Source organism: Phytobacter sp. V69 (assembly GCF_965644215.1).
GTDB lineage: Bacteria > Pseudomonadota > Gammaproteobacteria > Enterobacterales > Enterobacteriaceae > Phytobacter.
The window spans coordinates 1-22,298 of record NZ_CBFFRL010000011.1; the positions used below are offsets into that span (position 1 = coordinate 1).

Below are 22,298 nucleotides of genomic sequence, written 5' to 3' on the forward strand. Positions count from 1 at the left end.
AGCGGGCATCGTGAAAAGTCTATGTCAAAGAAAGGGTTATGTTCTCATAATTGACGATTAAATCGCACCTTCCCTAACCGACGAGTGAATCTGTGATATCGCAGGATATTTTTATGCGAATAAAACAGCGCTGGTAGAGGAAACGGAAGGGCGCAGGCGTGCGATCTCAGCGGCTTTCACCGCTGGGATCGAAGAGACAGATTACTGGCTGGTCAGGTTTTCACATTCCGCAGAGGCATACTGTGCGGCGCTGAGCGGCACATTATCCAGCGCCTTTTTAATGGCGGAAGAAGAGGAAAACTGGTTTACCGCATCCCGTTGCATGATCTCGAAGCTTTTTTGAATATTCGCGGTGATATCGTCGCAGCTTGCCCCCTGGTTCAGGCCGCCAATCACGACGTTATTCAGGCGCTGGGACATGTCGGTGCCCATTTTTACGCCCATTTTGGCCGGGTCTGCTTTGCCTTCTTCCGGCATGGCACCGGTCAGCAGCGCAGACTTATACAGCGCCTGGCCCAGGGTCACTTTCGCTGCCGCGACCGCTTCTTCGTTCGATGTGGATGCCAGCGCGGATGTTGACGCTGCAAGCAAAAATAAGGTGCTAATGACTGCCAGTCTCATTGAGGAGCTCTTTGGTTATTACCGGTATCGCCCAACTTAGCCCTGTGCCGGAAAAGGCGGCAACTGGCGGAATGTGTTAACCAGACCTTCCGACCAGGCTTTGCGGATTCCGGTAAAGTAGGGATCGGTTTCCGTGATGCGCCGCTGTTCGCTGGCATCAAAGGTATTCGCGCGATAAATCATGACGTCCAGCGGCATGCCGACTGACAGGTTACTGCGTAACGTCGAGTCGATGGAGATCAGTGCGCAGCACATAGCGTGCTCCAGAGGGGTATCAACCGTCAACACCCTGTCGATAATCGGCTTACCGTATTTGCTTTCGCCAATCTGGAAGTAGGGGGTGTCATTCGTCGCTTCAATGAAATTGCCTTCGGGATAGATATGAAACAGGCGCGGGACTTCGCTGCCAATCTGGCCCCCAATCAGCATATTGCAGCCAAAATTGGTGCTGCTGTTTTGCTGCGCCGCGCTGTCGCGGTGGATCACTTCACGCACCGTCTCCCCAACCAGCGTTGCGGCGTCGTACATCGTTCCCATCTGCATCAGGTTTGGCGTATGCTGGCCCTGTATCCGCTCGTTAAGCAGGCTGACAATGCTCTGTGTGGTGGCCAGGTTTCCCGCCGACTGGATCACCAGCACCCGTTCCCCCTCCTTGCTGAACACATGGAGTTTTTTGAAGGTTGCAATGTGATCTACCCCCGCATTGGTGCGGGAGTCGGATGCAAAAACCAGCCCGTCGGAAAGACGCATGGCCACACAGTAAGTCATTAAAATACCTTAATTAATATCAATTCATTGTTGCTGCTGTACCTGTTGTTGTCGCTCAAACAGGCTAACCTCTGCGGCGGAAAACATCTCTTCACAGCCGCCGCCAAAACGGCTGCCACGCACCGGGCAGGCATCAAGATAATCCATTCCGACAGCCAGGCGTAGATGTTGGTTCAATTCACGCGTGTTATTGGTGATATCGAAACTCTGCCAGCGACCGTCAAGCCAGGCCTCTGCCCAGGCGTGCATTGCCACATGGTTCGTATCCCGGCTGTAAACATAGCCGCTGACGTAGCGCGCCGGAATGCGCAGGCTGCGACAGCAGGCCAGAAACACATGGGTGTGATCCTGACATACCCCTTTGCCTTTGGCAAAGGCGACGGCGGCGGTGTCATGCACCTGCGTGGCCCCCGGCGTGTAGGGCATTTTCAGGCGCAATTCCGCCATCAATTCCCCCAGGCTGGCAACGGCGTCGTGTTCCCGGTAATAGCGCAGGGCAAACTCGCGAATCGGCGCGTCGGCGTCGGTTAACGGGGTCGGACGCAGGAACACCAGCGGAGATAACGCCTCGCTGGCTTCTTCCGCTTCTCCCGTATTATCGGCGATCTCCACCACACCTTGAGCATGGATGACAATCTCCTGATGGGGATGATCGAGGGTTAAGACGTGCATCAGGTTGCCGTACGCGTCGGTGGTGGCCACTGCTGAAGCGGGCAGCAGCAGGTTCCACTCTTTAATATACTGGCGGGCGGAGGTTTGCGGCGTCAGACGCAGATACTGGGTGCTGAACTTCACTTCTTCATCGTAATGGTAGTGGGTCAGGTGATTAATGGTCAGTTTCATAGCGCCTCCAGATAGGTCTGGCGGATGCTATCGGCCAGCTCGTTAATTTTGGTGAGAAAACGGTTTAACCAGGCCTGAACATCTTCGGCCAGCACATCATCGAGCGAGCCAAAACGCAGCTCCACGTGCAGTTGATGGGCAAGGCGCAGTGGCACACGCGCCCGCTCGCTGCCAATCATCTCCAGCTGTTGCACCAGATCGCCGACGCAGGCATGTAGCGAACGCGGCACGTCATTGCGGAACACCAGCAATTCGGTGACGGTCTCGCGGCTGATCGGCTGGCGATAAATGCTGTGGTAGGCTTCCCGGGCGCTCACCGCACGCAGCAGCGTGTCGAGACGGTAATATTCGCGCACCGGATCCGGGTCGTTGCTGAGCTGCTGATCTTTAAGCGCCAGCAGCTGCGCGGTGGCAAACGAGCGCTCAATTAAGGTGCCGATACGGATAAAACACTGGGCGTCGTTACGCAGCAGGGTGCCGAACATCGCGCCACGGAACAGATGCGCGCGCTCCTTCACCCAGTCAAAAAAGGCGTCGATACCTATCTTATCCACCCCGGTCTGGCGCAGGTTGCGGATATCAATACGGGTGCTATTGATGCACTCCCACACTTCCGATGAGAGGCTGCCGCGCACGGCGTGGGCGTTGTTCCAGGCCATCTCAATACAGCTAAAAATGCTGCTGGGATTGTTGCTGTCGAGGGCAAAGAAATTGAGCAAGTTGTTCATGCTGAATCGGGCGTAACGTTCCCGAAACAGTTCATGCCCGAATGTCAGGTTCAGCGGCAGGGCTAAATCATGCTGCTGTTGGCTGTGGCGCGGCATCATCGACAATTTGTAGGTCACGTCGAGGACGCGGGCAAAACTCTCTGCCCGTTCCAGATAACGGGCCATCCAGTACAGTTCGCTGGCTGTGCGGCTTAACATTATTCGTCCTCCTCCATCACCCAGGTGTCTTTCGTGCCACCCCCTTGCGAGGAGTTCACCACCAGCGAACCTTCGGTCAGCGCCACGCGGGTCAGCCCGCCGGGCACCAGTCTTATCTCCTCGCCGCAGAGGGCGAACGGACGTAGATCAATGTGGCGTGGGGCCAGCCCTTCCTCGACAAAGGTCGGGCAAGTGGAGAGCGCCAGCGTATTTTGTGCAATGTAGTTACCGGGGTTCGCCAGCAAACGCTGACGGAAGGCGTCGATTTGCGCCTGAGTTGAGCGAGGTCCGACCAGCATGCCGTAGCCGCCCGCGCCGTGAACCTCTTTCACCACCATCTCATCCAGATGGGCCAGCACGTAGCTCAGGTCTTCGGCTTTGCGGCACTGCCAGGTGGGAATGTTGCCGAGGATCGGTTCCTCAGAAAGGTAAAAGCGGATCATCTCCGGGACGTACGGATAGATGGATTTATCGTCCGCCACCCCGGTGCCAATCGCATTGGCCAGCACCACGCCGCCCGCACGATAGACCGACAGCAGCCCCGGTACGCCCAGCATTGAATCGGAACGAAACGCCAGCGGGTCGAGGAAGGCATCGTCAATTCGGCGATAGATAACATCTACCCGGCACGGGCCTTCGGTGGTGCGCATATAGACACCGCCTTCTTTGACGAACAGGTCGGCGCTTTCGACCAGCTCCACCCCCATCTGTTGGGCAAGGAAACTGTGTTCAAAATAGGCGCTGTTAAAACGCCCGGGCGTCAGTACCACCACGCAGGGGTCATCAACCCAGGTGCTTTCACGCAGGGTTTGTAGCAGGTAGCTGGGGTAACGCTCGACGGGGGCGATATGCGAACTGGCGAACATTTCCGGGTAGAGGCGCATCATCATCTTGCGGTTTTCCAGCATATAAGAGACGCCGGACGGGGTACGCAGATTGTCTTCCAGCACGTAATAGTGCCCGTCGCTGTCGCGGACCATATCAATCCCGGTGATATGGGCATAAATGTTGTTGTGCAGGTCGACGCCCTGCATGCAGGGTTGATATTGCTCGTTAGCAAGCACTTGCTCACGGGGGACAATACCGGCATTGAGAATATGCTGGTGGTGGTAGATATCGTACAGGAAGGCGTTGAGTGCCTTCACTCGCTGACGTATTCCGGCATCAAGCATCCGCCATTCATGGGCCGGAATGATGCGCGGCACGCTGTCGAACGGAATTAAACGCTCCGTTCCCCCCTCTTCACCGTAAACGTTAAACGTAATACCGACGCGGTGAAACAGCAGTTCTGCCTGCTCTTTCTTCTGGCGAATGGCGTGCTGGTCGGTGTGCTGTAACCAGTGCCACCAGGCGTCATAGTGCTGGCGTTGCGTGCCTTCTGCGGTGAGCATCTCATCGTAGTATGGCGCGGTCGGAAGCGTCATTTTTATCATTGTCATCCCCTGCATTCCGTTTGATGAAGATATAGTCAAAATGCAGAAACCATGCCAGCGCACCAAAAGCACGGCTTATCACGGTATCGCGGGGTGGGGTGCACCGTAATGAGGAGCAAGCGACGAAAAAGTGCACCACAATGGCGTACAAGCGGCAGAAAGGGACGGAAGATGGTGCAAGTGTAAAGACGACTGCACCAGGACTTTAAAAGGTATAAAATAAATACCTCTTTAAGGAGGGGTGATGACGGGAAAACGCATTAGCCGCGAAAAACTGACCATCCGCAAAATGATTGCGCTCTACCTGCAGCGCTGTCCACAGGCGGTGGCAGATGAGGCGCACTACCAGGCGCTGAATGATTACGCGGATAAACGGCTGGATAAATGTGTGTTTGGCGAAGAGAAACCGGCCTGCAAACAATGTCCTGTGCACTGTTATCAGCCTGCAAAGCGTGACGAGATGAAGCAGATTATGCGCTGGGCCGGGCCGAGGATGCTGTGGCGCCACCCGATTTTGACCCTCCGTCATCTGATTGATGACAAACGTCCTGTTCCCGAGCTGCCGGAAAAATACCGCCCAAAAAAATAACGCCGTGGCGAGCACGGCGTGATGATTTTCTTACGCGCGCGTGGCAATAAGAATGGAAGAGGCTTTGACCAGAGCAATAACGCGTTTGCCCGGCGCCAGTTGCAGTTCTTCACAGCTTTCGTTAGTCACCACCGCCACCACTTCAAAACCAGCGTCGGTTGCCACGTGCACGGTCGCGTTCACCGCGCCTTCGGTTACGGAACTGACCGCACCGGCAAACTGATTGCGGGCAGAGAATTTCAGGCCGCAATCTTCCGTTGCCAGCATCACCCACGGCGCTTTAATCAGCGCGATCGCTTCTTTACCCGGATTCAGGCCCAACGCTTCTTTACTGCTGGATGTCACGATGGCGATCAGCTTTGCGCCACCGTCCAGGGTTAATTCCACTTCATCGTTAACCGCACCGTGCGCGGTTGCACTGACTTTACCGACGAGTTGATTACGAGCTGAAACTGCCATGTTGCCTCCAGATAAGTAAGATAAACATTCGTGCAGGCCTGCAACCGGCATCCATAACCCTTTTATTATTATGGAACTCTCCATAACCTAGGCAGACCTGAGTGATCACTATAGCGCACCCGCACAAACAAGAAATTAACAAATACGGGGTAGGGGCTCGGCGTGCGGTAAATCCAGAATCCGCTTCACGCCGTACAGTCCGGCCAGCCGCACTCCTTTACGCTCCATCACTTCGCCGATGATGGCGGCGTCCTGGCCGAGCGGGTGGGCGCGTAACTGCGCCAGCACCTGCTGCGCCGACTGACGCTGCACCGCAATTACCAGCTTGCCTTCGTTGGCAAAGTTTAGCGCTTCCAGCCCCAATAGCTCGCACACGCCGCGCACCGCGGTTTTGACCGGCAGGTCTCGCTCGTTAAGTTCGATACCGTATCCGCAGGCAGCGGCGAATTCATGCACCACCGCATTGACCCCGCCGCGCGTCGCATCGCGCAGTGCTTTCACGCCGGGAATATCGCGCAGTTGCTGAATCAGCGGGGTTAACACGGCACAGTCGCTGGTCAGTTCACCGTCCAGCCCTAATTGTTCGCGCAAATTGAGGATGGTCGCCCCGTGATCGCCGAGCGTGCCGCTGACCAGCAGCACATCCCCGGCTTCCAGGGTGCTGGCACCCCAGCGAATATTGGCCGGAATAGCGCCAAGGCCCGCGGTATTGATAAACAACTTATCCGCCGCCCCGCGCTGCACCACTTTGGTATCGCCGGTGACAATGGCAATATCCGCACGGCGAGCGGTTTCCGCCATGCTGGTGACCACCGCTTTCAGGGTCTCTATCGGCAGGCCTTCTTCGAGAATAAAACCGCAGGAGAGATAGCGCGGGATCGCACCGCTGACCGCCACATCGTTCGCCGTGCCGCAAATCGAGAGCTTGCCGATATCGCCGCCCGGGAAGAACAGCGGGTCGATAACGTAGCTGTCGGTGGAAAAGGCCAGCCGGTCGCCGCTGGCGGCGAGGGTGGCGAGATCGAGACGCGCCTGATCTTCCTGCTCACTGAGCCACGGGTTGGCGAACGCGTCGATAAATAGCTGGCTGATAAGCTGCTGCATGGCCTGACCGCCACTGCCGTGCGCCAGTTGTACTTCATTCATACTTCGCACTCCTGAGCACGATATTGATACCAGGCGGCGCAGGCTCCCTCAGAGGAGACCATCAGTGCGCCAAACGCGGTTTGTGGATTACAGGTATTGCCGAAAAGCGGGCACTGGTGTGGTTTACATTTGCCGGTCAGCACTTCGCCGCAGCGGGCACGTGGGTCATCGCAGGTTTGCTGCGGCGCAGGGTTAAAGTGGATCTCGGCATCAAAGCGCTGGTACGGTGCGGTTAAGCGCACGCCGGAATCGCCGATCATGCCCAGCCCGCGCCACTCGCTGTCACCCTGGACTTCAAACACCTCGTTGATGGCCTGCTGTGCGAGACGGTTCCCTTCGTCCGGCACCACGCGGCGGTACTGGTTTTCTATCTGATGGCGGGCGCTGATTTTCTGCTCCACCAGCATCAGTACGCCTTGCAGCAGATCCAGCGGTTCAAATCCGGCAACCACCAGCGGGCGATGGTACTCCTCGGCGATAAAGCCGTAGGCGTCGGTGCCGATCACCATGCTGACGTGGCCCGGCGCGAGGAACGTGTCGATGCTGTTATCCGGCTCTTCCAGCAGGCTGCGCAGGGTCGGAATAATGGTGATGTGCTGACAGAAAAAGTAAAAGTTACTCATGTCCTGCAGTTTTGCCTGCTGTAGCGTGATGGCGGTGGCGGGCATGGTGGTTTCGAAACCGAGGCCGAAAAAGACCACTTTGCGCTGCGGGTTCTGTTTTGCCAGGGTCAGCGCATCCAGCGGGGAATAGACGATACGCACATCCGCGCCGCGCGCTTTCGCCTGCAACAGAGAGCCGTTTTTCCCCGGCACGCGCATCGCATCACCGAAGGTACAGAAGATCACCTCCGGATGGCTGGCGATTTCCACACAGGTGTCAATGCGCCCCATTGGCAGGACACACACCGGGCAGCCAGGCCCGTGAATAAACTCTATGTTGTCCGGCAACAGCTGGTCGAGGCCGAACTTAAAGATGGCGTGGGTGTGCCCGCCACAGACTTCCATCACCCGCAGCGGGCGCTTCGCCGTATAGTCGAGCAGCGCCGCCCGTTTACACAGGCGATCGATAAGCTGCATAACCTGCTCCGGCGAGCGGTATTCATCAACAAAACGCATTATCTCTCCTCACCGAACAGCAGCGCGCCAACATCCGGCTCAACATCGTACATATTTTGCAGTGCCGCCAGCGTCTCCCGGGCCTCTTCTTCGTTTATCACGCTCATGGCGAAGCCCACATGTACCAACACCCACTGCCCGAGGCGAGTGTGCCCCGCTTCATCCGTGCTTCCCACCAGCGTTAAGTCGACGTCGCGCTGAATGCCGCACACGTCCACTTTCGCCTGATTGCCGTCAATGGCGCTAATTTGTCCCGGAACGCCTATGCACATCGTTGGGTCTCCAGCCAGTCCAGCCATCTGTCCATGCCTTCGCCGCTGGTGGCGGAAATCAGGAAAACCTCAATCGACGGGTTCACTTCCCGTGCATAGGCGAGGCATTTTTCCACATCAAACTTGAGGTAAGGCAGCAGGTCGATTTTGTTGAGCAGCATGATGGATGCCGCTGCAAACATATGCGGATATTTCAGCGGCTTGTCTTCACCTTCGGTGACCGACAGCACCGCGACTTTATGGCGCTCGCCGAGATCAAAACTGGCCGGGCACACCAGGTTGCCGACGTTTTCGATAAACAGAATGCCGTTGTCCGCCAGCGGCAGGCGCGGTGCGGCATCGGCAATCATTTGCGCATCCAGATGACACCCTTTGCCGGTGTTTACCTGAATCGCCGGGGTGCCGGTCTCGCGGATACGTGCGGCGTCGTTAACGGTTTGCTGATCCCCTTCGATAACCGCGCAGGGGACGCGGGCGTTCAGGCGGGTCAGGGTTTCGGTCAGTAGGGTGGTTTTACCGGAACCGGGGCTGGAGACCAGGTTCAACACCAGTTGATGGCTGGCGGCGAAGCGGGCGCGGTTGCGCGCGGCGATGCGGTTATTTTTGTCTAACACATCTATTTCCACTTCCAGCATCCGCCGTTGGCTCATGCCCGGCGCGTGGGTTCCGGCTTCGCCATGGCCGTAATGTAAATCCCCGTTCTCTGCCGTCGTCGGGCTGAAATTGTCAGTCTTCACGCCGGTTATCTTGATGGCCGGACGGGCGGCGGGAGCAAATGGCGCGCCGCGAAACGCAGAATGGGGATTATGCTCGTCACCCTCAATGTAGAGGTTACCGTCCTGACAACCACATGTCGTACACATTGCTCACTCCTCGATTTCCAGCCGCTGAATTTGCATGCCGTCATCAGCGACGATTTGCAAAGTATCGCTGTTGCATTGCGGGCAGCGACGCACGTGCTGGCTTAGTAAGGTCACGTATTGCTGGCAGTTTTCGCACCAGCATTCCGCCTGTTGTTCTTCGATGTGCAGTGTACAGCCCTCTGCCAGGGTGCCACGGCAGACCAGATCAAAACAAAACGTCAATGCGGCAGGTTCCACGCAGGAAAATGCGCCAACTTTGATCCAGACCTCAGTTACGCGCCGGGCGGCGTGTTGTTTCGCCTGTTGTTCAATAATCTCCAGCGCGCGCTGGCACAGTGTAATTTCATGCATACCGCCTCCTCATTGATCCGGCGCGTGTTGCAATAACAATGCCAGGGTTATTCGCTTTATTGCGGCGAGGATCAAGGTGTTAATACGTTGTTTTCCGGCAAAATAGCCGCCGCTGATGGCTCCGGACATTTCATTGATGACGAAAATGACGATTGCCAGGTTTCTCTGGCGTCAAAAATGACCGGGTGCGATGTAAATATCTCTATGGGGAAGTGAGGAGAGAAGGTGACGGACGTATTGCTCTGTGTGGGTAACAGCATGATGGGTGACGATGGCGCGGGCCCGCTGCTGGCGGAGATGTGCGCGGCGAATCCGCCCGGTAACTGGCAGGTGATTGATGGCGGTAGCGCACCGGAAAACGACGTGGTGGCGATCCGCGAACTGCGCCCGGACAGGCTGTTGATTGTCGACGCGACGGATATGGGGCTGAACCCTGGTGAGATCCGCATTGTCGACCCGGACGATATTGCCGAGATGTTCCTGATGACCACCCACAACATGCCGCTCAATTACCTCATCGATCAGCTTAAAGAAGATGTAGGTGAGGTGATTTTCCTCGGCATTCAGCCAGATATCGTCGGTTTTTATTACCCGATGACGCCCCCGGTAAAAGAGGCGGTTGCGGTGGTTTATCAGCGTCTTGAAGGATGGCAGGGGAACGGCGGGTTTGCGCAGTTGGAAGCGGAGTAGTTAGCTTGTAGCCCCGGTAAGCGCAGCGCCACCGGGGAATGTCCCGGATGCGGTGCTTAACGCACCTTATTCGGGCTACGAAATGACCGCCCGGCGCTTAATCCAAATCGGCCCCGTTGCTGGCGATCACCTTCTTGTACCACCAGAACGATTTTTTGCGCGTACGCGCCAGCGTGCCGTTGCCCGCGTCATCGCGGTCGACATAGACAAACCCGTAGCGCTTGCTCATCTCGCCAGTGGAGGCCGCCACCAGATCGATACAACCCCAGGTGGTGTAACCCATCACCGGAATGCCGTCTTCGATGGCGTCGCCCATGGCGCGGATATGCTCGCGCAAGTAGCTGATACGGTAATCGTCTTCGATCTCACCCTCGGCATTAAATTCATCTTTCGCCCCGAGACCGTTTTCCACCAAAAACAGCGGCTTCTGATAACGGTCATACATCATATTCATGGTGATACGCAGGCCCAGCGGGTCGATACCCCAGCCCCATTCGCTCACCTGAATATGCGGGTTACGCAGCGATTTCACGATGTTGGCCGCCGAGGTATTCAGCGCATTCATCTCGGCTGAGGCACAGCGCGAGGCGTAATAGCTAAACGACACGAAATCGACGGTATTTTTCAGGATCTCGCCGTCACCAGCTTCCTTCGCAATGGTGATGCCTTTTTCGCGGAACACGCGGGCGGCGTAGGCAGGGTAGGTACCGCGCGCCTGCACATCGATAAAGAACAAATTCTCGCGGTCTTTTTCCAGCGCCGTCCATACGTCTTCCGGCTTACAGGAGTACGGATAGAAATTGCCGCCGGCCAGCATGCAGCCGACCTGATTTTGCGGGTTCACCTCATGGGCGATTTTGGTCGCCAGCGCGCTGGCAATCAGCTCGTGATGCGCTGCCTGGTATTTCACCTGCTCCTGATTTTCGCCTTCTTCAAACACCAGCCCGGCACCGGAGAACGGGCTATGCAGCATGATGTTGATTTCATTAAACGTCAGCCAGTATTTCACCAGTCCGTCAAAAGCTTCAAAACAGGTACGGGCGTAGCGGGTGAAAAACTCCACCATCTTGCGATTACGCCAGGAGCCGTATTCGGTGACCAGATGCATCGGTACATCAAAGTGGCACAGCGTGACCAGCGGTTCGATACCGTACTTTTTGCACTCTGCGAACATGTCGCGGTAAAACGCGATGCCTTCGGCATTCGGCGTCAGCTCATCACCCTGCGGGTAGAGGCGGCTCCACGCGATGGAGGTGCGAAAGACGGTAAAGCCCATCTCCGCCATCAGCGCGATATCTTCCTTGTAACGATGATAGAAATCGATCGCCTGGTGGCTGGGATAATATTCGTCTTCACGCAGGGTGAAGCGTTTTTCCAGACCGAGTTTCACCGGCAGACGGTTCGCGCCGTGGGGAATGGTATCGACGGTGGTTAACCCTTTTCCGCCTTCCAGATACGCCCCTTCGGCCTGGTTGGCGGCAATGGCGCCGCCCCATAAAAATCCTTTCGGAAATACAGACATGCGTTACCTCGCTTAATGAGCCCGTGCTTCGTGAACAGCGGCCGTCTTTGCCGCCTGCGGTTTCTGCGTCTCGTCTTCCACCGGGATATCTTCAAAACCGAGAAGCAGCGTCAGAATAAAGGAGAGCACCACCGCCAGCGCCATCACCCCGAACACCCAAACAATGGTCATTGGGTTGGCCGGGTCGAAGAACTGTACGCTGGTGAACAAACCGGGTGCTGCCATCGAGTGGCTGGCAAGCCCGGCAATCCCAGCCACGGCACCGCAGATAAAGCCGCTGATAAGACTGGCAATCAGCGGGCGTTTCAGGCGAACGGCTACGCCGTATAGCGCCGGTTCAGAGATACCCGCCAGAATAGCGGAAGCCGCTGCCGCAAGCGCGGTCTGGCGCAGTTCCGGGTTTTTGGTTTTCCACGCCACCGCCAGCGACGAACCGCCCAGCGACAGGTTGGCGCCAATTTCTGACGGCATGACCATCCCTTCTTTGCCGGTTTCGGCAATGGTCTGAATGATGGTCGGAGTAAACACACGGTGCATCCCGGTCATCACCAGCAGCGGCCACAGCGCGCCCATAATGGCAACGGATAACCAGCCCAGGTAGCCGTGAATGGTGTAGACCAGAGACGAAATGCCGCTACCGATCCAGATCCCTAGTGGGCCAATCAGCACGATCGCCAGCGGCGCGGCAATCAGCACAATCAGCATCGGTTTAAGGAAGTTTTTGGTCACCGCCGGGGTAATTTTATCCACCCAACGTTCGATGTACGACAGGCACCAGGTCATCACCAGCGCCGGGATCACCGTGTAGGTGTATTTCACCGCCGTCACCGGCACCAGCGCGAATTCCACATGCTCACCCTGCGCGGCCTTCGCCATCAGGTCGATAAAGCTTGGGTGCACCAGTACGCCCGCAATAGCTATCGCCAGCGACATGTTGGTTTTGAATTTGACCGCCGCAGATGCCGCCACCATCAGCGGCAGGAAGAAGAACGCGCCGTCGCCAATCACCGTCAAAATGGTCAGCGTGGAGGAGCCTTTTGGCAGCAGGCCGGACATCTCCAGCACCATCGCCAGCAGCTTGACCATCGAGCCGCCGATGATCGCCGGGATCAGCGGAGACATGGTGCCGATCAGCGCGTCGAGAATGCCCGCACCAATGCGTTTAAGCGTCAGTTTCTGTTTGCCGACCGGCTGTGCTGGCTGCATGTCGCCTGGCAGTAGCGCCACCACTTCACGAAACGCATGCGATACCGTGTTGCCGATGATCACCTGGCACTGGCTCTCGTTACGTACCACGCCCATGACGCCACTAATGCCTTTGAGCGTTGGGCTGTCAATTTTGGCGTCGTCTTTCACCACGAAGCGCAGACGCGTCATGCAATGGGTGACGGCTGCGATGTTATCGACACCGCCCAGCGCATTCACCACCGCGCCGGCAAGCGCCGCATAATTCTTCGACAACGGGTTATATCCTGTTTTATCAATAGGGTATGGCCTCACCGCCCGGTTTGAGGTGGGCAATGAAACAGCAAATAGGAAACCGGTTCCACAAAATGATGATGAGTTTCATATGTGCAAACAAGATCAAAATTCCATCTTTTTTTATTTTTGTGATGGTGATCGCTTAATAATTTTTGACCTGATTTAACCCGTTGCGACATTCTCAGGAGGGTGAAGTACACTGCATGGCATCGAAATCAAACGGATAAGCAACATGACCACAATGCTTGAGGTGGCAAAGCGGGCAGGGGTGTCGAAGGCGACGGTCTCCCGCGTGCTATCGGGCAACGGCTACGTCAGCCAGGAGACCAAAGACCGGGTGTTTCAGGCGATTGAAGAGAGCGGATATCGCCCGAATTTGCTTGCGCGCAGTCTGGCGACGAACAAAACGCAAACGCTGGGGCTGGTGGTTACCAACACGTTGTATCACGGGGTCTATTTTAGCGAGCTGCTGTTTCATGCCGCGCGGATGACCGAAGATCAGGGGCGGCGTTTAATTCTGGCGGACGGGAAACACAGCGCGTTAGAAGAGCGCGAAGCGATTCAATATCTGCTCGATTTAAAATGCGATGCGATCATTATTTATCCGCGCTTTTTAAGCGTCGATGAAATGGACACACTCGTTAAAAGCCACTGCCAGCCGATTATGGTGCTTAATCGTCGCTTACGTAAAAATAGCAGCCACTGTGTCTGGTGCGATCAAAAAGCCTCGAGCTTTAACGCGGTGGCGAGATTAATTGCCATGGGCCACCGGGATATTGCATTTATTACCGGCTCACTGGATTCCCCAACCGGTATTGAGCGGCTTTCTGGCTATAAAGATGCGCTCACGCAGCAGGGCATTGAGTTACGTAATAAATTGATTGTGGAAGGAAAGTGGTCACCAGAAAGCGGGGCGGCAGGCGTGGAAATGCTGCTGGCACGCGGCGTCAAATTTAGTGCACTGGTGGCGAGCAACGATGATATGGCCATTGGTGCTATGAAGAAGCTGGATGAGCGGGGAATATCCGTACCGAAACAGGTTTCGGTTATTGGCTTCGATGATATAGCCATTGCCCCTTATGTGATTCCTGCCCTTTCCAGCGTCAAAATTCCGGTCACCGAAATGATTAAAGAAACCATCGAGCGATTAATCTTTATGCTGGATGGCGGTGAGTTTAATTATCATCAGCCGTTTCTCGGCGAATTAATGTTACGTGACTCACTGGTTGCTGGCCCCGCAAACTGACCTCGTCAACTGTCATCGTCACTTCTGTCGATGACAGCCTTTCCGTTAATAAAATTCTATATATAACAACTAAATACGAGTTGGCATGAAACCTGTATATCCGGCGTGATGAAACTCATTGCTGGAGAAGACGATGAACCGTTTTATTATGGCGGATGCCAGTAAATGTATCGGCTGTCGCACCTGTGAAGTGGCCTGTGTGGTCTCACACCAGGCGCAGCAGGACTGTGCGGCCCTTACCCCTGAAACCTTTTTACCCCGCATTCACGTTATCAAAGGCGTTAACGTCTCGACGGCAACACTCTGCCGCCAGTGCGAAGACGCCCCCTGCGCCAATGTCTGTCCGAATGGTGCAATCAGTCGCGACAAAGGCTTTGTTCATGTCATGCAGGAGCGCTGCATTGGCTGCAAAACCTGCGTGGTGGCCTGCCCCTATGGGGCCATGGAGGTCGTGGTCCGCCCGGTAGTGCGCCATAACGGCATCGGCCTGAACATGTCAGGGCAGAAGGCCGAAGCCAACAAATGCGATTTATGCTATCACCGCGAAGGCGGCCCGGCCTGTATATCGGTATGCCCGACGAAAGCGCTGGTCTGCGTAGATCGTGATGTACTGGAACACATGAGCGAAGAGAAGCGTCGTCGCACCGCGCTGGAAGGTGCCGTGTCGCTGGGTTTCTAAAGTCACTGGATTTCTAAAAACATAACTTTCACTTTTAACAGGTCTGTTACTGATGAAAAAAATTACGAGCGTATGTCCCTATTGCGGCGCTGGCTGCAAACTAAAACTGGTGGTGGATAATGGCAAAATTATCCGCGCCGAAGCGGCGGACGGGCACACCAATCAAAATGAACTCTGCCTGAAAGGCTATTACGGTTGGGATTTTCTTAACGACACCAAACTGCTGACGCCTCGCCTGACGCAGCCAATGATTCGCTATGAACGCGGCGGAAAGCTTACCCCGGTGAGCTGGGACGAAGCGATTCGCTATACGGCGAAACGGCTTGGCGAAATCAAAGCTAAATTTGGCCCCCGTTCCATTATGACCACCGGTTCATCGCGCGGCACCGGTAATGAGACCAACTACGTGATGCAGAAATTTGCCCGTGGGGTCTTACATACCAACAACGTCGACTGCTGCGCCCGTGTTTGTCACGGCCCTTCCGTTGCCGGGTTACAGCAAACCCTGGGTAACGGCGCAATGAGTAACTCTATCGGCGATATCGAAAACTCCAGCTGCCTGCTTGTCTTTGGCTACAACTGCGCCGATTCACACCCGATTGTGGCCAGACGCGTTATCAAAGCGAAACAGAAAGGGGCGAAAATCATCGTTTGCGATCCGCGACGGATTGAAACCGCGCGTATTGCCGACCAGCATCTGCAAATCAAAAATGGCTGCAACATGGCGCTGGTGAACGCCTTTGGCTATGTCCTGCTGGACGAAAAACTCTATGACCAAAGGTATGTTTCCAGCTTTACCACGGGCCTGGATGCGTACCGCGAGATTGTGAAAGATTACGCCCCGGAAGCTGTGGAGCATTTGACCGGCGTTTCGGCACGCCAGGTGCGTGAAGCCATGCGCACTTACGCCGCCGCGCCGAGCGCCACCATTATGTGGGGCATGGGGGTCACCCAGTTTGGCCAGGCGGTGGATGTGGTGAAAGGGCTGTCGAGCCTGGCGCTGCTGACCGGTAACCTCGGGCGCGAGAATGTCGGTGTCGGTCCGGTTCGTGGGCAGAACAACGTGCAGGGTGCCTGCGACATGGGCGTGATCCCCAATCAGTTCCCCGGCTACCAGGATGTGGTTGACCCGGATGTCCGCGCCAAATTCGCCAGCGCATGGGGCATCGACCCGGCGGTGATGGATGACAAAGTCGGCGTGCGCATTACCGAGGTGCCGCATCTGGCGCTGGAAGGCAAAGTGAAAGCCTATTACATCATGGGCGAAGATCCATTGCAGACCGAAGCCGATCTCGGCCTGGTGCGTAAAGGCTTTGAGGAGCTGGATTTTGTGGTGGTGCAGGACATCTTTATGACCAAAACCGCCGAACAGGCGGATGTGCTGCTCCCCGCCACCTCCTGGGGTGAGCATGGCGGCGTCTTTACCTGTGCGGATCGCGGGTTCCAGCGCTTCGAAAAAGCTATCGAGCCGATGTATAACGTCAAGCGTGACTGGGAAATTATTAGCCTTATCGCTACCGAGATGGGCTACCCGATGCATTACGATAACAACCAGCAAATCTGGGATGAACTGCGCGGTCTGTGTCCACTGTTCTACGGCGTGACCTACGAAAAAATGGGCGATATGGGACACGTACAGTGGCCGTGTCCGACGCTGGATCACCCCGGCACGCCGTATTTATACAAAGATAATAAGTTCGATACGCCGGATGGCAAGGGCCTGTTGTTTGCGGCTCCGTGGCGTGCGCCTGCCGAAGTGCCGGATGCGGAATTCCCGTTGGTGCTCAGCACCGTGCGCGAAGTCGGCCACTACTCTTGTCGCTCAATGACCGGGAACTGTGCCGCACTGCAAACTCTCGCCGATGAACCCGGTTTTGTGCAGATTAACCCACAGGATGCCGCTACGCTGGGCATCAAAAATCGCCAACTGGTGTGGGTGGAATCGCGCAGAGGGAAAGTGATCAGCCGTGCCGATGTGAATGAACGCACTAACAACGGCAGTGTCTACATGACCTACCAGTGGTGGATTGGCGCCTGCAACGAACTGACGCAGGATAATCTTGATCCCATTTCTAAAACCCCGGAAACCAAATATTGCGCGGTGCGGGTGAGTGCGATCAACGATCAGGCCTGGGCGGAAGAGTACACTCAGACAACCTATCAGCAGATGAAGACGCGCTTGCTGCATGCAGCGTTACAGTAAACGATGACCCACAACGGCGTTTGTATTCGCGTCTATGGAAAAGTACAAGGGGTGGGCTTCCGCCCCTTTGTCTGGCAACTGGCGCAACAGCTCAATCTTACCGGCGATGTCTGTAATGACGCGCAGGGCGTAGAAGTCCGCTTATGGGGCGACGAACGCCGTTTTCTTCCGTTGTTGTATCAGCAATGCCCGCCGCTGGCGTGCATTGATGACACCGAGGTTACCCCTTTTCAGTGGCCGCAGGCACCACGTGGTTTCACCATCCGCGAGAGTGCGGGTGGCTCGATGAACACGCAGATTGTGCCCGATGCCGCCACCTGTCCCGCCTGCCTGGCGGAGATGAATGACCCGGCTGAGCGGCGCTATCGCTACCCCTTTATTAACTGTACCCACTGCGGCCCGCGTTTCACCATTATCCACGCCATACCTTATGACCGCCCCTACACCGTAATGGCGGCGTTTCCACTGTGCCCAGTCTGCGAGGCCGAGTACCGCCATCCGGCCGACCGCCGTTTTCACGCCCAGCCCGTTGCCTGCCCGGCGTGCGGCCCGCAGCTGGAGTGGCACAGCGGAAAACAGCAACTGACTGGAGAAGACGCGCTGCAGGCGGCCATTGCGCTGCTTAAATCTGGCGGGATCGTCGCGGTGAAAGGTATCGGCGGCTTTCATCTGGCGTGTGATGCGCAGCGGCAGACGGCGGTGCAGCACCTGCGCGCCCGTAAACATCGCCCGGCGAAACCGCTGGCGGTGATGCTGCCTTCGGCTGACGGGCTGAGCGAGGCGGCTGTCCATTTGCTGAAGACGCCCGCTGCCCCCATCGTACTGGTGGCGAAAACGTTGCTGCCAGAACTGTGTCCGGCCATCGCCCCGGAGCTGGATGAGGTAGGGGTGATGCTGCCTGCCAATCCGTTACAACATCTGTTAGCCCAGGGGGTACAGCGCCCGCTGGTGATGACTTCTGGCAATCTGAGCGGCAAACCGCCCGCTCTGACAAACGCGCAGGCGCTTGATGACCTGGCAGAGATAGCCGACGGTTTTCTGCTGCACAACCGCGATATCGTGCAGCGAATGGATGATTCGGTGGTGCGCGAGAGCGGCGAGATGCTGCGCCGTTCCCGTGGCTACGTGCCGGATGCGCTGCAACTGCCGCCCGGTTTTCGCGACATCCCGCCCACGTTATGTCTGGGGGCGGATATGAAAAATACCTTCTGCCTGGTGCGTGACGACAGCGCGGTGTTAAGCCAGCATTTCGGTGATTTAACTGATGAGGGTGTGGAGACACAGTGGCGTAACGCGCTGCGTCTGATGCAGGCGATGTATGATTTTACCCCGCAACAGGTGGTCGCCGACGCGCACACGGGCTATCGCGCCACCCACTGGGCGCAGGAGACGGGGCTTTCGCAGTACACCGTGTTGCACCACCACGCGCATATTGCGGCAACCCTGGCCGAGCATGGTTGGCCGCGTGACGGTGGTGATGTGATTGCCCTGGCGCTGGACGGTATCGGCATGGGGGAAAACGGGGCGCTGTGGGGCGGTGAATGTCTGCGGGTCAATTATCGCGAAGCTGAACATTTGGGTGGTTTGCCCGCCGTGGCGCTGCCCGGCGGCGATCTGGCGGCCACTCAGCCGTGGCGCAACCTGTTTGCGCAGATGCTGGCATTTGTCCCTGACTGGCCGTCGTTCCCGGAAACCGCCGTGCTGCAACGGCAGAACTGGCCGGTACTGGCACGCGCCATAGCGCGCAATATCAATGCGCCGCTGGCGTCGTCGACCGGGCGGCTGTTTGACGCCGTCGCCTGTGCGCTGGACTGCGCGCCGCTTCATTTGAGCTATGAAGGGGAGGCCGCTTGCCAGTTGGAAGCGCTGGCGATGCGCGGCGGGGAGGTTACGCATCCGGTCACGCTGCCGCTTAAGGGCTATCGGCTTGATTTGGCGACCTTCTGGCGACAGTGGCTGACATGGCAGGCACCGGCAGAGCAGCGTGCCTGGGGTTTTCACGATGCGCTGGCGCATGGGCTGGCGCAGCTTGCGCGTAAGCAGGCCGATGCACGGCAAATTACCACTGTTGCCTTTGGCGGTGGCGTGTTGCATAACCGTCTGCTGAAAGCCCGTTTGTCGGTCTATCTTGCGGATTACACTTTGCTTTTCCCGCAGCATTTTCCCGCCGGCGACGGCGCGATTGCGCTGGGGCAGGGGGTTATCGCCGCCGCGCGCAGTCTGGCGCAGGGGTGAGACAACGTCCCCGGTGGCGCTGCGCTAACCGGGGCTACAAAACCAATCGGTGCCAGGAAACAACTTGCGGTCTGTTCCCCCTCACCCTGGCCCTCTCCCTCAGGGAGTGGGGACCGTTCGTGCTCACAAGAAAATCGTAGCCCGGATAAGGCGTTTTGCGCCGCATCCGGGAATGGCCACAGGCTCTCAAACGGGCAGCGTTTTCAACAGTGCGAACGCTTCCTTCATCCGGTCTTCGCTTACCACAAAGGCACACAGCTGGCCTGCATCGTTCAGGCCGCGGGCAACCATACCCTGTGCTTCGGTGGTGATATGCCAGTTCAAATCCCGGCGTGAGCTCTCACCTGCCAGATGCAACGGCAACTCAGGCGTTTTGACTTTCACCAGCATGGCGGGAAGCTTAAGCGGCGTACTCGCCCCGAGCAGGTTTTTCGCCAGATACATGGCGCTCAGTTGAATCGGCTGCAGGAACGGCAACAGCTTGCCGTCAATTTCCGCGCAGTCGCCGAGCGCATAAATATCCGGATTGCTGGTTTGCAGATAACTGTTCACGCAAACCCCGCGATTTACCGCCAGTCCGGCACTGCGTGCCAGCCCGGTTTCTGCGCGCAGCCCGGTGGCGGCAATCACTGCATCCACCTCAACGCTGCGCTGTCTGTCCAGTGTGGCGCGAATCCCGGACGCTGTTTTCTCCAGCCCCTTGAGCTGCGATTTCAACAGCAGATGCACGCCCATCTCGGTCAGGCGATGCTGCAAACGGCTGCTCACTTCCGGCGGCATCAGCGACGAAAGGATGCTGGCTTCATTGTCCACCAGCGTCACCGCTTTCCCCGCGCGACAAAAATCCATCGCCAGCTCAGTGCCAATCAACCCGCCGCCGATAATCAGCACCCGCCGGGCGTCACGCAGCTGTGCCTCGCAGACCTGATACTCCTGCTGACTGTTCAGGGTGAGCATCAGTTCGCTGCCCGCGACGGGGGGAACAAACGCACTGGCCCCGGTCGCCAGCACCAGCTTGTCGTACTGGCACTGCTTATCCGCGCTTTTGAGCACGTGGGCTTCGGCATCCAGCGCCGTCACCACCGTATGGGGAAACAGGCGCAGATTGAACTGTACGGCGAACTCCCCCGCTGACTGGCGGGTGAGGTCACTGGCGCGCTGCCCAAGGCTGATGACATGGCTCAGATCCGGCTTGTTGTATTCATCCATACTGTCGCTGGCGATAAGCGTCAGCGGCGTGGTGGTATCTGCCTTGCGGATGTTTTTTACCAGCTGTCGGGCGGCAAAGCCCGACCCGACAATCACAATGCCTGCACTCATACTGCCTCCGTTGCCAGTACGTCGAACACCTCTTTGCCCAGTGAACATTCCGGGCAGAAGAAATTATCCGGCACGTCACTCCACGGGGTACCCGGTACCACGTCCTGCATGGGTTCGCCGGTTGCCGGGTCGTAAATCCATTGGCACACGCTGCATTGCATGCAGGGGCCGAGATCTGCGGCGGCTTTTGCGGCACAGGCGCAGGCGGATTCCTCAACTGTCTTGGTGTTAACTGGCGTTGGCAGCGGTGCGAGCGCCCACTGGCGAGCAATATCACGGCCGTGCTGACGGCACAGTTCCAGCGCGTCGATATCCGGGCGCCATTTGGCTTTCAGGCTCAGCGACATCTCGAAGCCCGCATCCTGCAAACGGGTGGACAAACGGTCTACCGCGCCGCCGCTCCAGCCGTGGGAGCCGAAGGCGCTGGCGTGTTTGTTACGAAAACGCAGACCGGTTATCTCTTCTACCAGCCCGGCGATTTTCGGCATCATCACGTTGTTCATGGTGGAAGTACCCACCAGCACACCTTTGGAACGGAAGACGTTGGTCAGGATGTCGTTTTTGTCGCTGCGGGAGACGTTGAAAATCTTCACCGCCACGTTCGGGTCAACTTCGTTAATGCCCTGGGCAATCGCGTCGGCCATCATGCGGGTGTTATTCGACATGGTGTCGTAGAAGATGGTGATACGGTCTTCCTGATAGTCCGCCGCCCACCTCAGGTACAGCTCAACGATTTGCGTCGGGTTATCGCGCCATACCACGCCGTGGGAGGTGGCAATCATATCTACCGGCAGGTTGAAGCCGAGGATCTCGGTGATTTTCGGCGTCACCAGGCGGCTGAACGGCGTAAGGATGTTGGCGTAATAACGCTGGCATTGCTCGAACAATTCGGTCTGATCCACTTCGTCGTTAAACAGGCGTTCGTCGCAGTAGTGCTGGCCGAAGGCATCGTTGCTGAACAGCACCGCGTCGCCGGTCATATAGGTCATCATGCTGTCCGGCCAGTGCAGCATCGGGGTTTCAACGAAAATCAGCTGCTTGCCGTTACCGATATCCAGGCTGTCGCCGGTTTTCACGGTGTGGAAATTCCACTCCGGATGGTGGTGGTGACCGTTGATAGAGTCGATGGCATTGGTGGTGCAATAAATCGGGGTGTTCGGAATGTACGACATCAGCTCGGTGAGCGCACCCGCATGATCTTCTTCCGCGTGGTTGATAATGATGTAGTCGATGGCATCCAGGTCGATCTCCGCGCGCAGGTTCTGCACGAACTCGCGGCTGAATTTATGATCGACGGTATCAATCAGCACGTTTTTGCCTTCACGGATGACATAGCTGTTGTAGCTGCTGCCGCGCAGCGTTTTGTATTCGGTACCGTGGAAGTCACGAACTTCCCAGTCGCGTTGCCCAACCCAATGAATGTTATTTTTTACGTGAATAGCCATTTTGCGTACCTGTTCTGTATTAAAAAGATGTGATGGCTATTTCAAGATGCGTGCCAGTTTTTATGATTTTGATTTTTATGGTTTTAT

At 56.9% G+C, this 22,298-nt stretch carries 21 protein-coding genes; 6 read left to right on the forward strand and 15 right to left on the reverse strand.

The window, feature by feature from the left end; all coding sequences use genetic code 11:
- Positions 1-201 precede the first annotated feature (201 nt).
- Genes ACSZPU_RS02785 through ACSZPU_RS02805 form a run of 5 tightly spaced genes read right to left on the reverse strand, consistent with a single transcriptional unit; the run spans position 202 to position 4,591 of the window.
- Complete coding sequence (locus tag ACSZPU_RS02785; RefSeq protein ID WP_498995248.1) at positions 202-621, reverse strand: hypothetical protein; 420 nt, start codon at positions 619-621, stop codon at positions 202-204.
- A 36-nt stretch (positions 622-657) separates the two neighbouring features.
- Positions 658-1,389 carry a proteasome-type protease gene (locus ACSZPU_RS02790; protein WP_498995249.1) on the reverse strand — a complete coding sequence of 244 codons (732 nt, stop codon included), beginning with the start codon at positions 1,387-1,389 and terminating at the stop codon, positions 658-660.
- 24 nt (positions 1,390-1,413) lie between these two features.
- Positions 1,414-2,232: a transglutaminase family protein gene (locus tag ACSZPU_RS02795; RefSeq protein WP_498995251.1), complete on the reverse strand. Its 819-nt coding sequence runs from the start codon at positions 2,230-2,232 to the stop codon at positions 1,414-1,416.
- Positions 2,229-3,158 (reverse strand): alpha-E domain-containing protein, encoded by a 930-nt coding sequence (locus ACSZPU_RS02800; RefSeq protein WP_498995253.1) that lies wholly within the window; start codon positions 3,156-3,158, stop codon positions 2,229-2,231. The genes ACSZPU_RS02795 and ACSZPU_RS02800 overlap by 4 nt, the downstream gene beginning before the upstream one ends.
- Complete coding sequence (locus ACSZPU_RS02805) at positions 3,158-4,591, reverse strand: circularly permuted type 2 ATP-grasp protein (RefSeq protein ID WP_498995255.1); 1,434 nt, start codon at positions 4,589-4,591, stop codon at positions 3,158-3,160. The genes ACSZPU_RS02800 and ACSZPU_RS02805 overlap by 1 nt, the downstream gene beginning before the upstream one ends.
- A gap of 244 nt (positions 4,592-4,835) precedes the next feature.
- Between ACSZPU_RS02805 and ACSZPU_RS02810 the strand changes: the two genes are divergently transcribed.
- Positions 4,836-5,180 (forward strand): nitrous oxide-stimulated promoter family protein, encoded by a 345-nt coding sequence (locus ACSZPU_RS02810; RefSeq protein ID WP_498995257.1) that lies wholly within the window; start codon positions 4,836-4,838, stop codon positions 5,178-5,180.
- Positions 5,181-5,210: 30 nt separating this feature from the next.
- Here the strand turns inward: ACSZPU_RS02810 and ACSZPU_RS02815 are convergent, their stop codons facing one another.
- From ACSZPU_RS02815 to hypA, 6 genes are all read right to left on the reverse strand, one after another.
- On the reverse strand, positions 5,211-5,639 hold the full coding sequence (locus tag ACSZPU_RS02815; RefSeq protein ID WP_498995258.1) for a TOBE domain-containing protein: 429 nt from the start codon (positions 5,637-5,639) through the stop codon (positions 5,211-5,213).
- A gap of 135 nt (positions 5,640-5,774) precedes the next feature.
- Positions 5,775-6,785, reverse strand: a complete 1,011-nt coding sequence (gene hypE, locus ACSZPU_RS02820; protein ID WP_498995260.1) for a hydrogenase expression/formation protein HypE — start codon at positions 6,783-6,785, stop codon at positions 5,775-5,777.
- Complete coding sequence (hypD, locus tag ACSZPU_RS02825; RefSeq protein ID WP_498995262.1) at positions 6,782-7,903, reverse strand: hydrogenase formation protein HypD; 1,122 nt, start codon at positions 7,901-7,903, stop codon at positions 6,782-6,784. The genes hypE and hypD overlap by 4 nt, the downstream gene beginning before the upstream one ends.
- Positions 7,903-8,175 (reverse strand): HypC/HybG/HupF family hydrogenase formation chaperone, encoded by a 273-nt coding sequence (locus tag ACSZPU_RS02830; protein WP_498995264.1) that lies wholly within the window; start codon positions 8,173-8,175, stop codon positions 7,903-7,905. Before ACSZPU_RS02830 ends, hypD begins: the two co-directional genes overlap by 1 nt.
- A complete protein-coding gene (hypB, locus tag ACSZPU_RS02835; RefSeq protein ID WP_498995266.1) occupies positions 8,166-9,038 on the reverse strand; it encodes a hydrogenase nickel incorporation protein HypB in 873 nt (290 codons plus the stop codon). Before hypB ends, ACSZPU_RS02830 begins: the two co-directional genes overlap by 10 nt.
- A 3-nt stretch (positions 9,039-9,041) precedes the next feature.
- The gene (gene hypA, locus ACSZPU_RS02840) at positions 9,042-9,389 is read right to left on the reverse strand and encodes a hydrogenase maturation nickel metallochaperone HypA (RefSeq protein ID WP_498995268.1); all 348 of its coding nucleotides are present in this window, start codon (positions 9,387-9,389) and stop codon (positions 9,042-9,044) included.
- A gap of 225 nt (positions 9,390-9,614) precedes the next feature.
- On the opposite strand from hypA, the gene hycI reads away from it, so the two are divergent.
- A complete protein-coding gene (gene hycI, locus ACSZPU_RS02845; protein WP_498995271.1) occupies positions 9,615-10,079 on the forward strand; it encodes a hydrogenase maturation peptidase HycI in 465 nt (154 codons plus the stop codon).
- A gap of 97 nt (positions 10,080-10,176) precedes the next feature.
- On the opposite strand, the gene ACSZPU_RS02850 is transcribed toward hycI, so the two are convergent.
- Together ACSZPU_RS02850 and ascF are read right to left on the reverse strand one after the other, a co-directional pair.
- Entirely contained in the window at positions 10,177-11,601 is a 1,425-nt protein-coding gene (locus ACSZPU_RS02850) for a 6-phospho-beta-glucosidase (RefSeq protein WP_498995273.1), read from the reverse strand.
- A gap of 12 nt (positions 11,602-11,613) precedes the next feature.
- Positions 11,614-13,062, reverse strand: a complete 1,449-nt coding sequence (gene ascF, locus ACSZPU_RS02855; protein ID WP_498995275.1) for a PTS cellobiose/arbutin/salicin transporter subunit IIBC — start codon at positions 13,060-13,062, stop codon at positions 11,614-11,616.
- A gap of 253 nt (positions 13,063-13,315) precedes the next feature.
- On the opposite strand from ascF, the gene ACSZPU_RS02860 reads away from it, so the two are divergent.
- The 4 genes from ACSZPU_RS02860 to hypF all read left to right on the forward strand — a co-directional run bounded on the left by ACSZPU_RS02860 (position 13,316) and on the right by hypF (position 19,446).
- On the forward strand, positions 13,316-14,329 hold the full coding sequence (locus tag ACSZPU_RS02860) for a LacI family DNA-binding transcriptional regulator (protein ID WP_498995277.1): 1,014 nt from the start codon (positions 13,316-13,318) through the stop codon (positions 14,327-14,329).
- 133 nt (positions 14,330-14,462) lie between these two features.
- On the forward strand, positions 14,463-15,008 hold the full coding sequence (hydN, locus tag ACSZPU_RS02865; protein WP_498995280.1) for an electron transport protein HydN: 546 nt from the start codon (positions 14,463-14,465) through the stop codon (positions 15,006-15,008).
- A 52-nt stretch (positions 15,009-15,060) separates the two neighbouring features.
- Positions 15,061-17,211, forward strand: a complete 2,151-nt coding sequence (gene fdhF, locus ACSZPU_RS02870; RefSeq protein ID WP_498995283.1) for a formate dehydrogenase subunit alpha — start codon at positions 15,061-15,063, stop codon at positions 17,209-17,211.
- Between the two features lie 3 nt (positions 17,212-17,214).
- On the forward strand, positions 17,215-19,446 hold the full coding sequence (gene hypF, locus ACSZPU_RS02875; RefSeq protein WP_498995286.1) for a carbamoyltransferase HypF: 2,232 nt from the start codon (positions 17,215-17,217) through the stop codon (positions 19,444-19,446).
- A gap of 186 nt (positions 19,447-19,632) precedes the next feature.
- Here hypF and norW read toward each other — a convergent pair whose 3' ends face one another.
- Positions 19,633-20,766 (reverse strand): NADH:flavorubredoxin reductase NorW, encoded by a 1,134-nt coding sequence (gene norW, locus ACSZPU_RS02880; protein ID WP_498995288.1) that lies wholly within the window; start codon positions 20,764-20,766, stop codon positions 19,633-19,635.
- Entirely contained in the window at positions 20,763-22,211 is a 1,449-nt protein-coding gene (gene norV / locus ACSZPU_RS02885; RefSeq protein ID WP_498995291.1) for an anaerobic nitric oxide reductase flavorubredoxin, read from the reverse strand. Before norV ends, norW begins: the two co-directional genes overlap by 4 nt.
- Positions 22,212-22,298 lie beyond the last annotated feature (87 nt).

Bases quoted from the DNA above. Each gene is read 5' to 3' on its own strand.
- hypF (WP_498995286.1), top strand. From the start codon at position 17,215: ATGACCCACAACGGCGTTTGTATTCGCGTCTATGGAAAAGTACAAGGG.
- norV (WP_498995291.1), bottom strand. From the start codon at position 22,211: ATGGCTATTCACGTAAAAAATAACATTCATTGGGTTGGGCAACGCGAC.
- ACSZPU_RS02860 (WP_498995277.1), top strand. From the start codon at position 13,316: ATGACCACAATGCTTGAGGTGGCAAAGCGGGCAGGGGTGTCGAAGGCG.
- ACSZPU_RS02790 (WP_498995249.1), bottom strand. From the start codon at position 1,389: ATGACTTACTGTGTGGCCATGCGTCTTTCCGACGGGCTGGTTTTTGCA.
- hypB (WP_498995266.1), bottom strand. From the start codon at position 9,038: ATGTGTACGACATGTGGTTGTCAGGACGGTAACCTCTACATTGAGGGT.
- norW (WP_498995288.1), bottom strand. From the start codon at position 20,766: ATGAGTGCAGGCATTGTGATTGTCGGGTCGGGCTTTGCCGCCCGACAG.
- ACSZPU_RS02830 (WP_498995264.1), bottom strand. From the start codon at position 8,175: ATGTGCATAGGCGTTCCGGGACAAATTAGCGCCATTGACGGCAATCAG.
- fdhF (WP_498995283.1), top strand. From the start codon at position 15,061: ATGAAAAAAATTACGAGCGTATGTCCCTATTGCGGCGCTGGCTGCAAA.
- hypD (WP_498995262.1), bottom strand. From the start codon at position 7,903: ATGCGTTTTGTTGATGAATACCGCTCGCCGGAGCAGGTTATGCAGCTT.
- ACSZPU_RS02850 (WP_498995273.1), bottom strand. From the start codon at position 11,601: ATGTCTGTATTTCCGAAAGGATTTTTATGGGGCGGCGCCATTGCCGCC.
- ACSZPU_RS02810 (WP_498995257.1), top strand. From the start codon at position 4,836: ATGACGGGAAAACGCATTAGCCGCGAAAAACTGACCATCCGCAAAATG.
- ACSZPU_RS02800 (WP_498995253.1), bottom strand. From the start codon at position 3,158: ATGTTAAGCCGCACAGCCAGCGAACTGTACTGGATGGCCCGTTATCTG.
- hypA (WP_498995268.1), bottom strand. From the start codon at position 9,389: ATGCATGAAATTACACTGTGCCAGCGCGCGCTGGAGATTATTGAACAA.
- ACSZPU_RS02785 (WP_498995248.1), bottom strand. From the start codon at position 621: ATGAGACTGGCAGTCATTAGCACCTTATTTTTGCTTGCAGCGTCAACA.
- hydN (WP_498995280.1), top strand. From the start codon at position 14,463: ATGAACCGTTTTATTATGGCGGATGCCAGTAAATGTATCGGCTGTCGC.
- ACSZPU_RS02815 (WP_498995258.1), bottom strand. From the start codon at position 5,639: ATGGCAGTTTCAGCTCGTAATCAACTCGTCGGTAAAGTCAGTGCAACC.
- ACSZPU_RS02805 (WP_498995255.1), bottom strand. From the start codon at position 4,591: ATGATAAAAATGACGCTTCCGACCGCGCCATACTACGATGAGATGCTC.
- hypE (WP_498995260.1), bottom strand. From the start codon at position 6,785: ATGAATGAAGTACAACTGGCGCACGGCAGTGGCGGTCAGGCCATGCAG.
- ACSZPU_RS02795 (WP_498995251.1), bottom strand. From the start codon at position 2,232: ATGAAACTGACCATTAATCACCTGACCCACTACCATTACGATGAAGAA.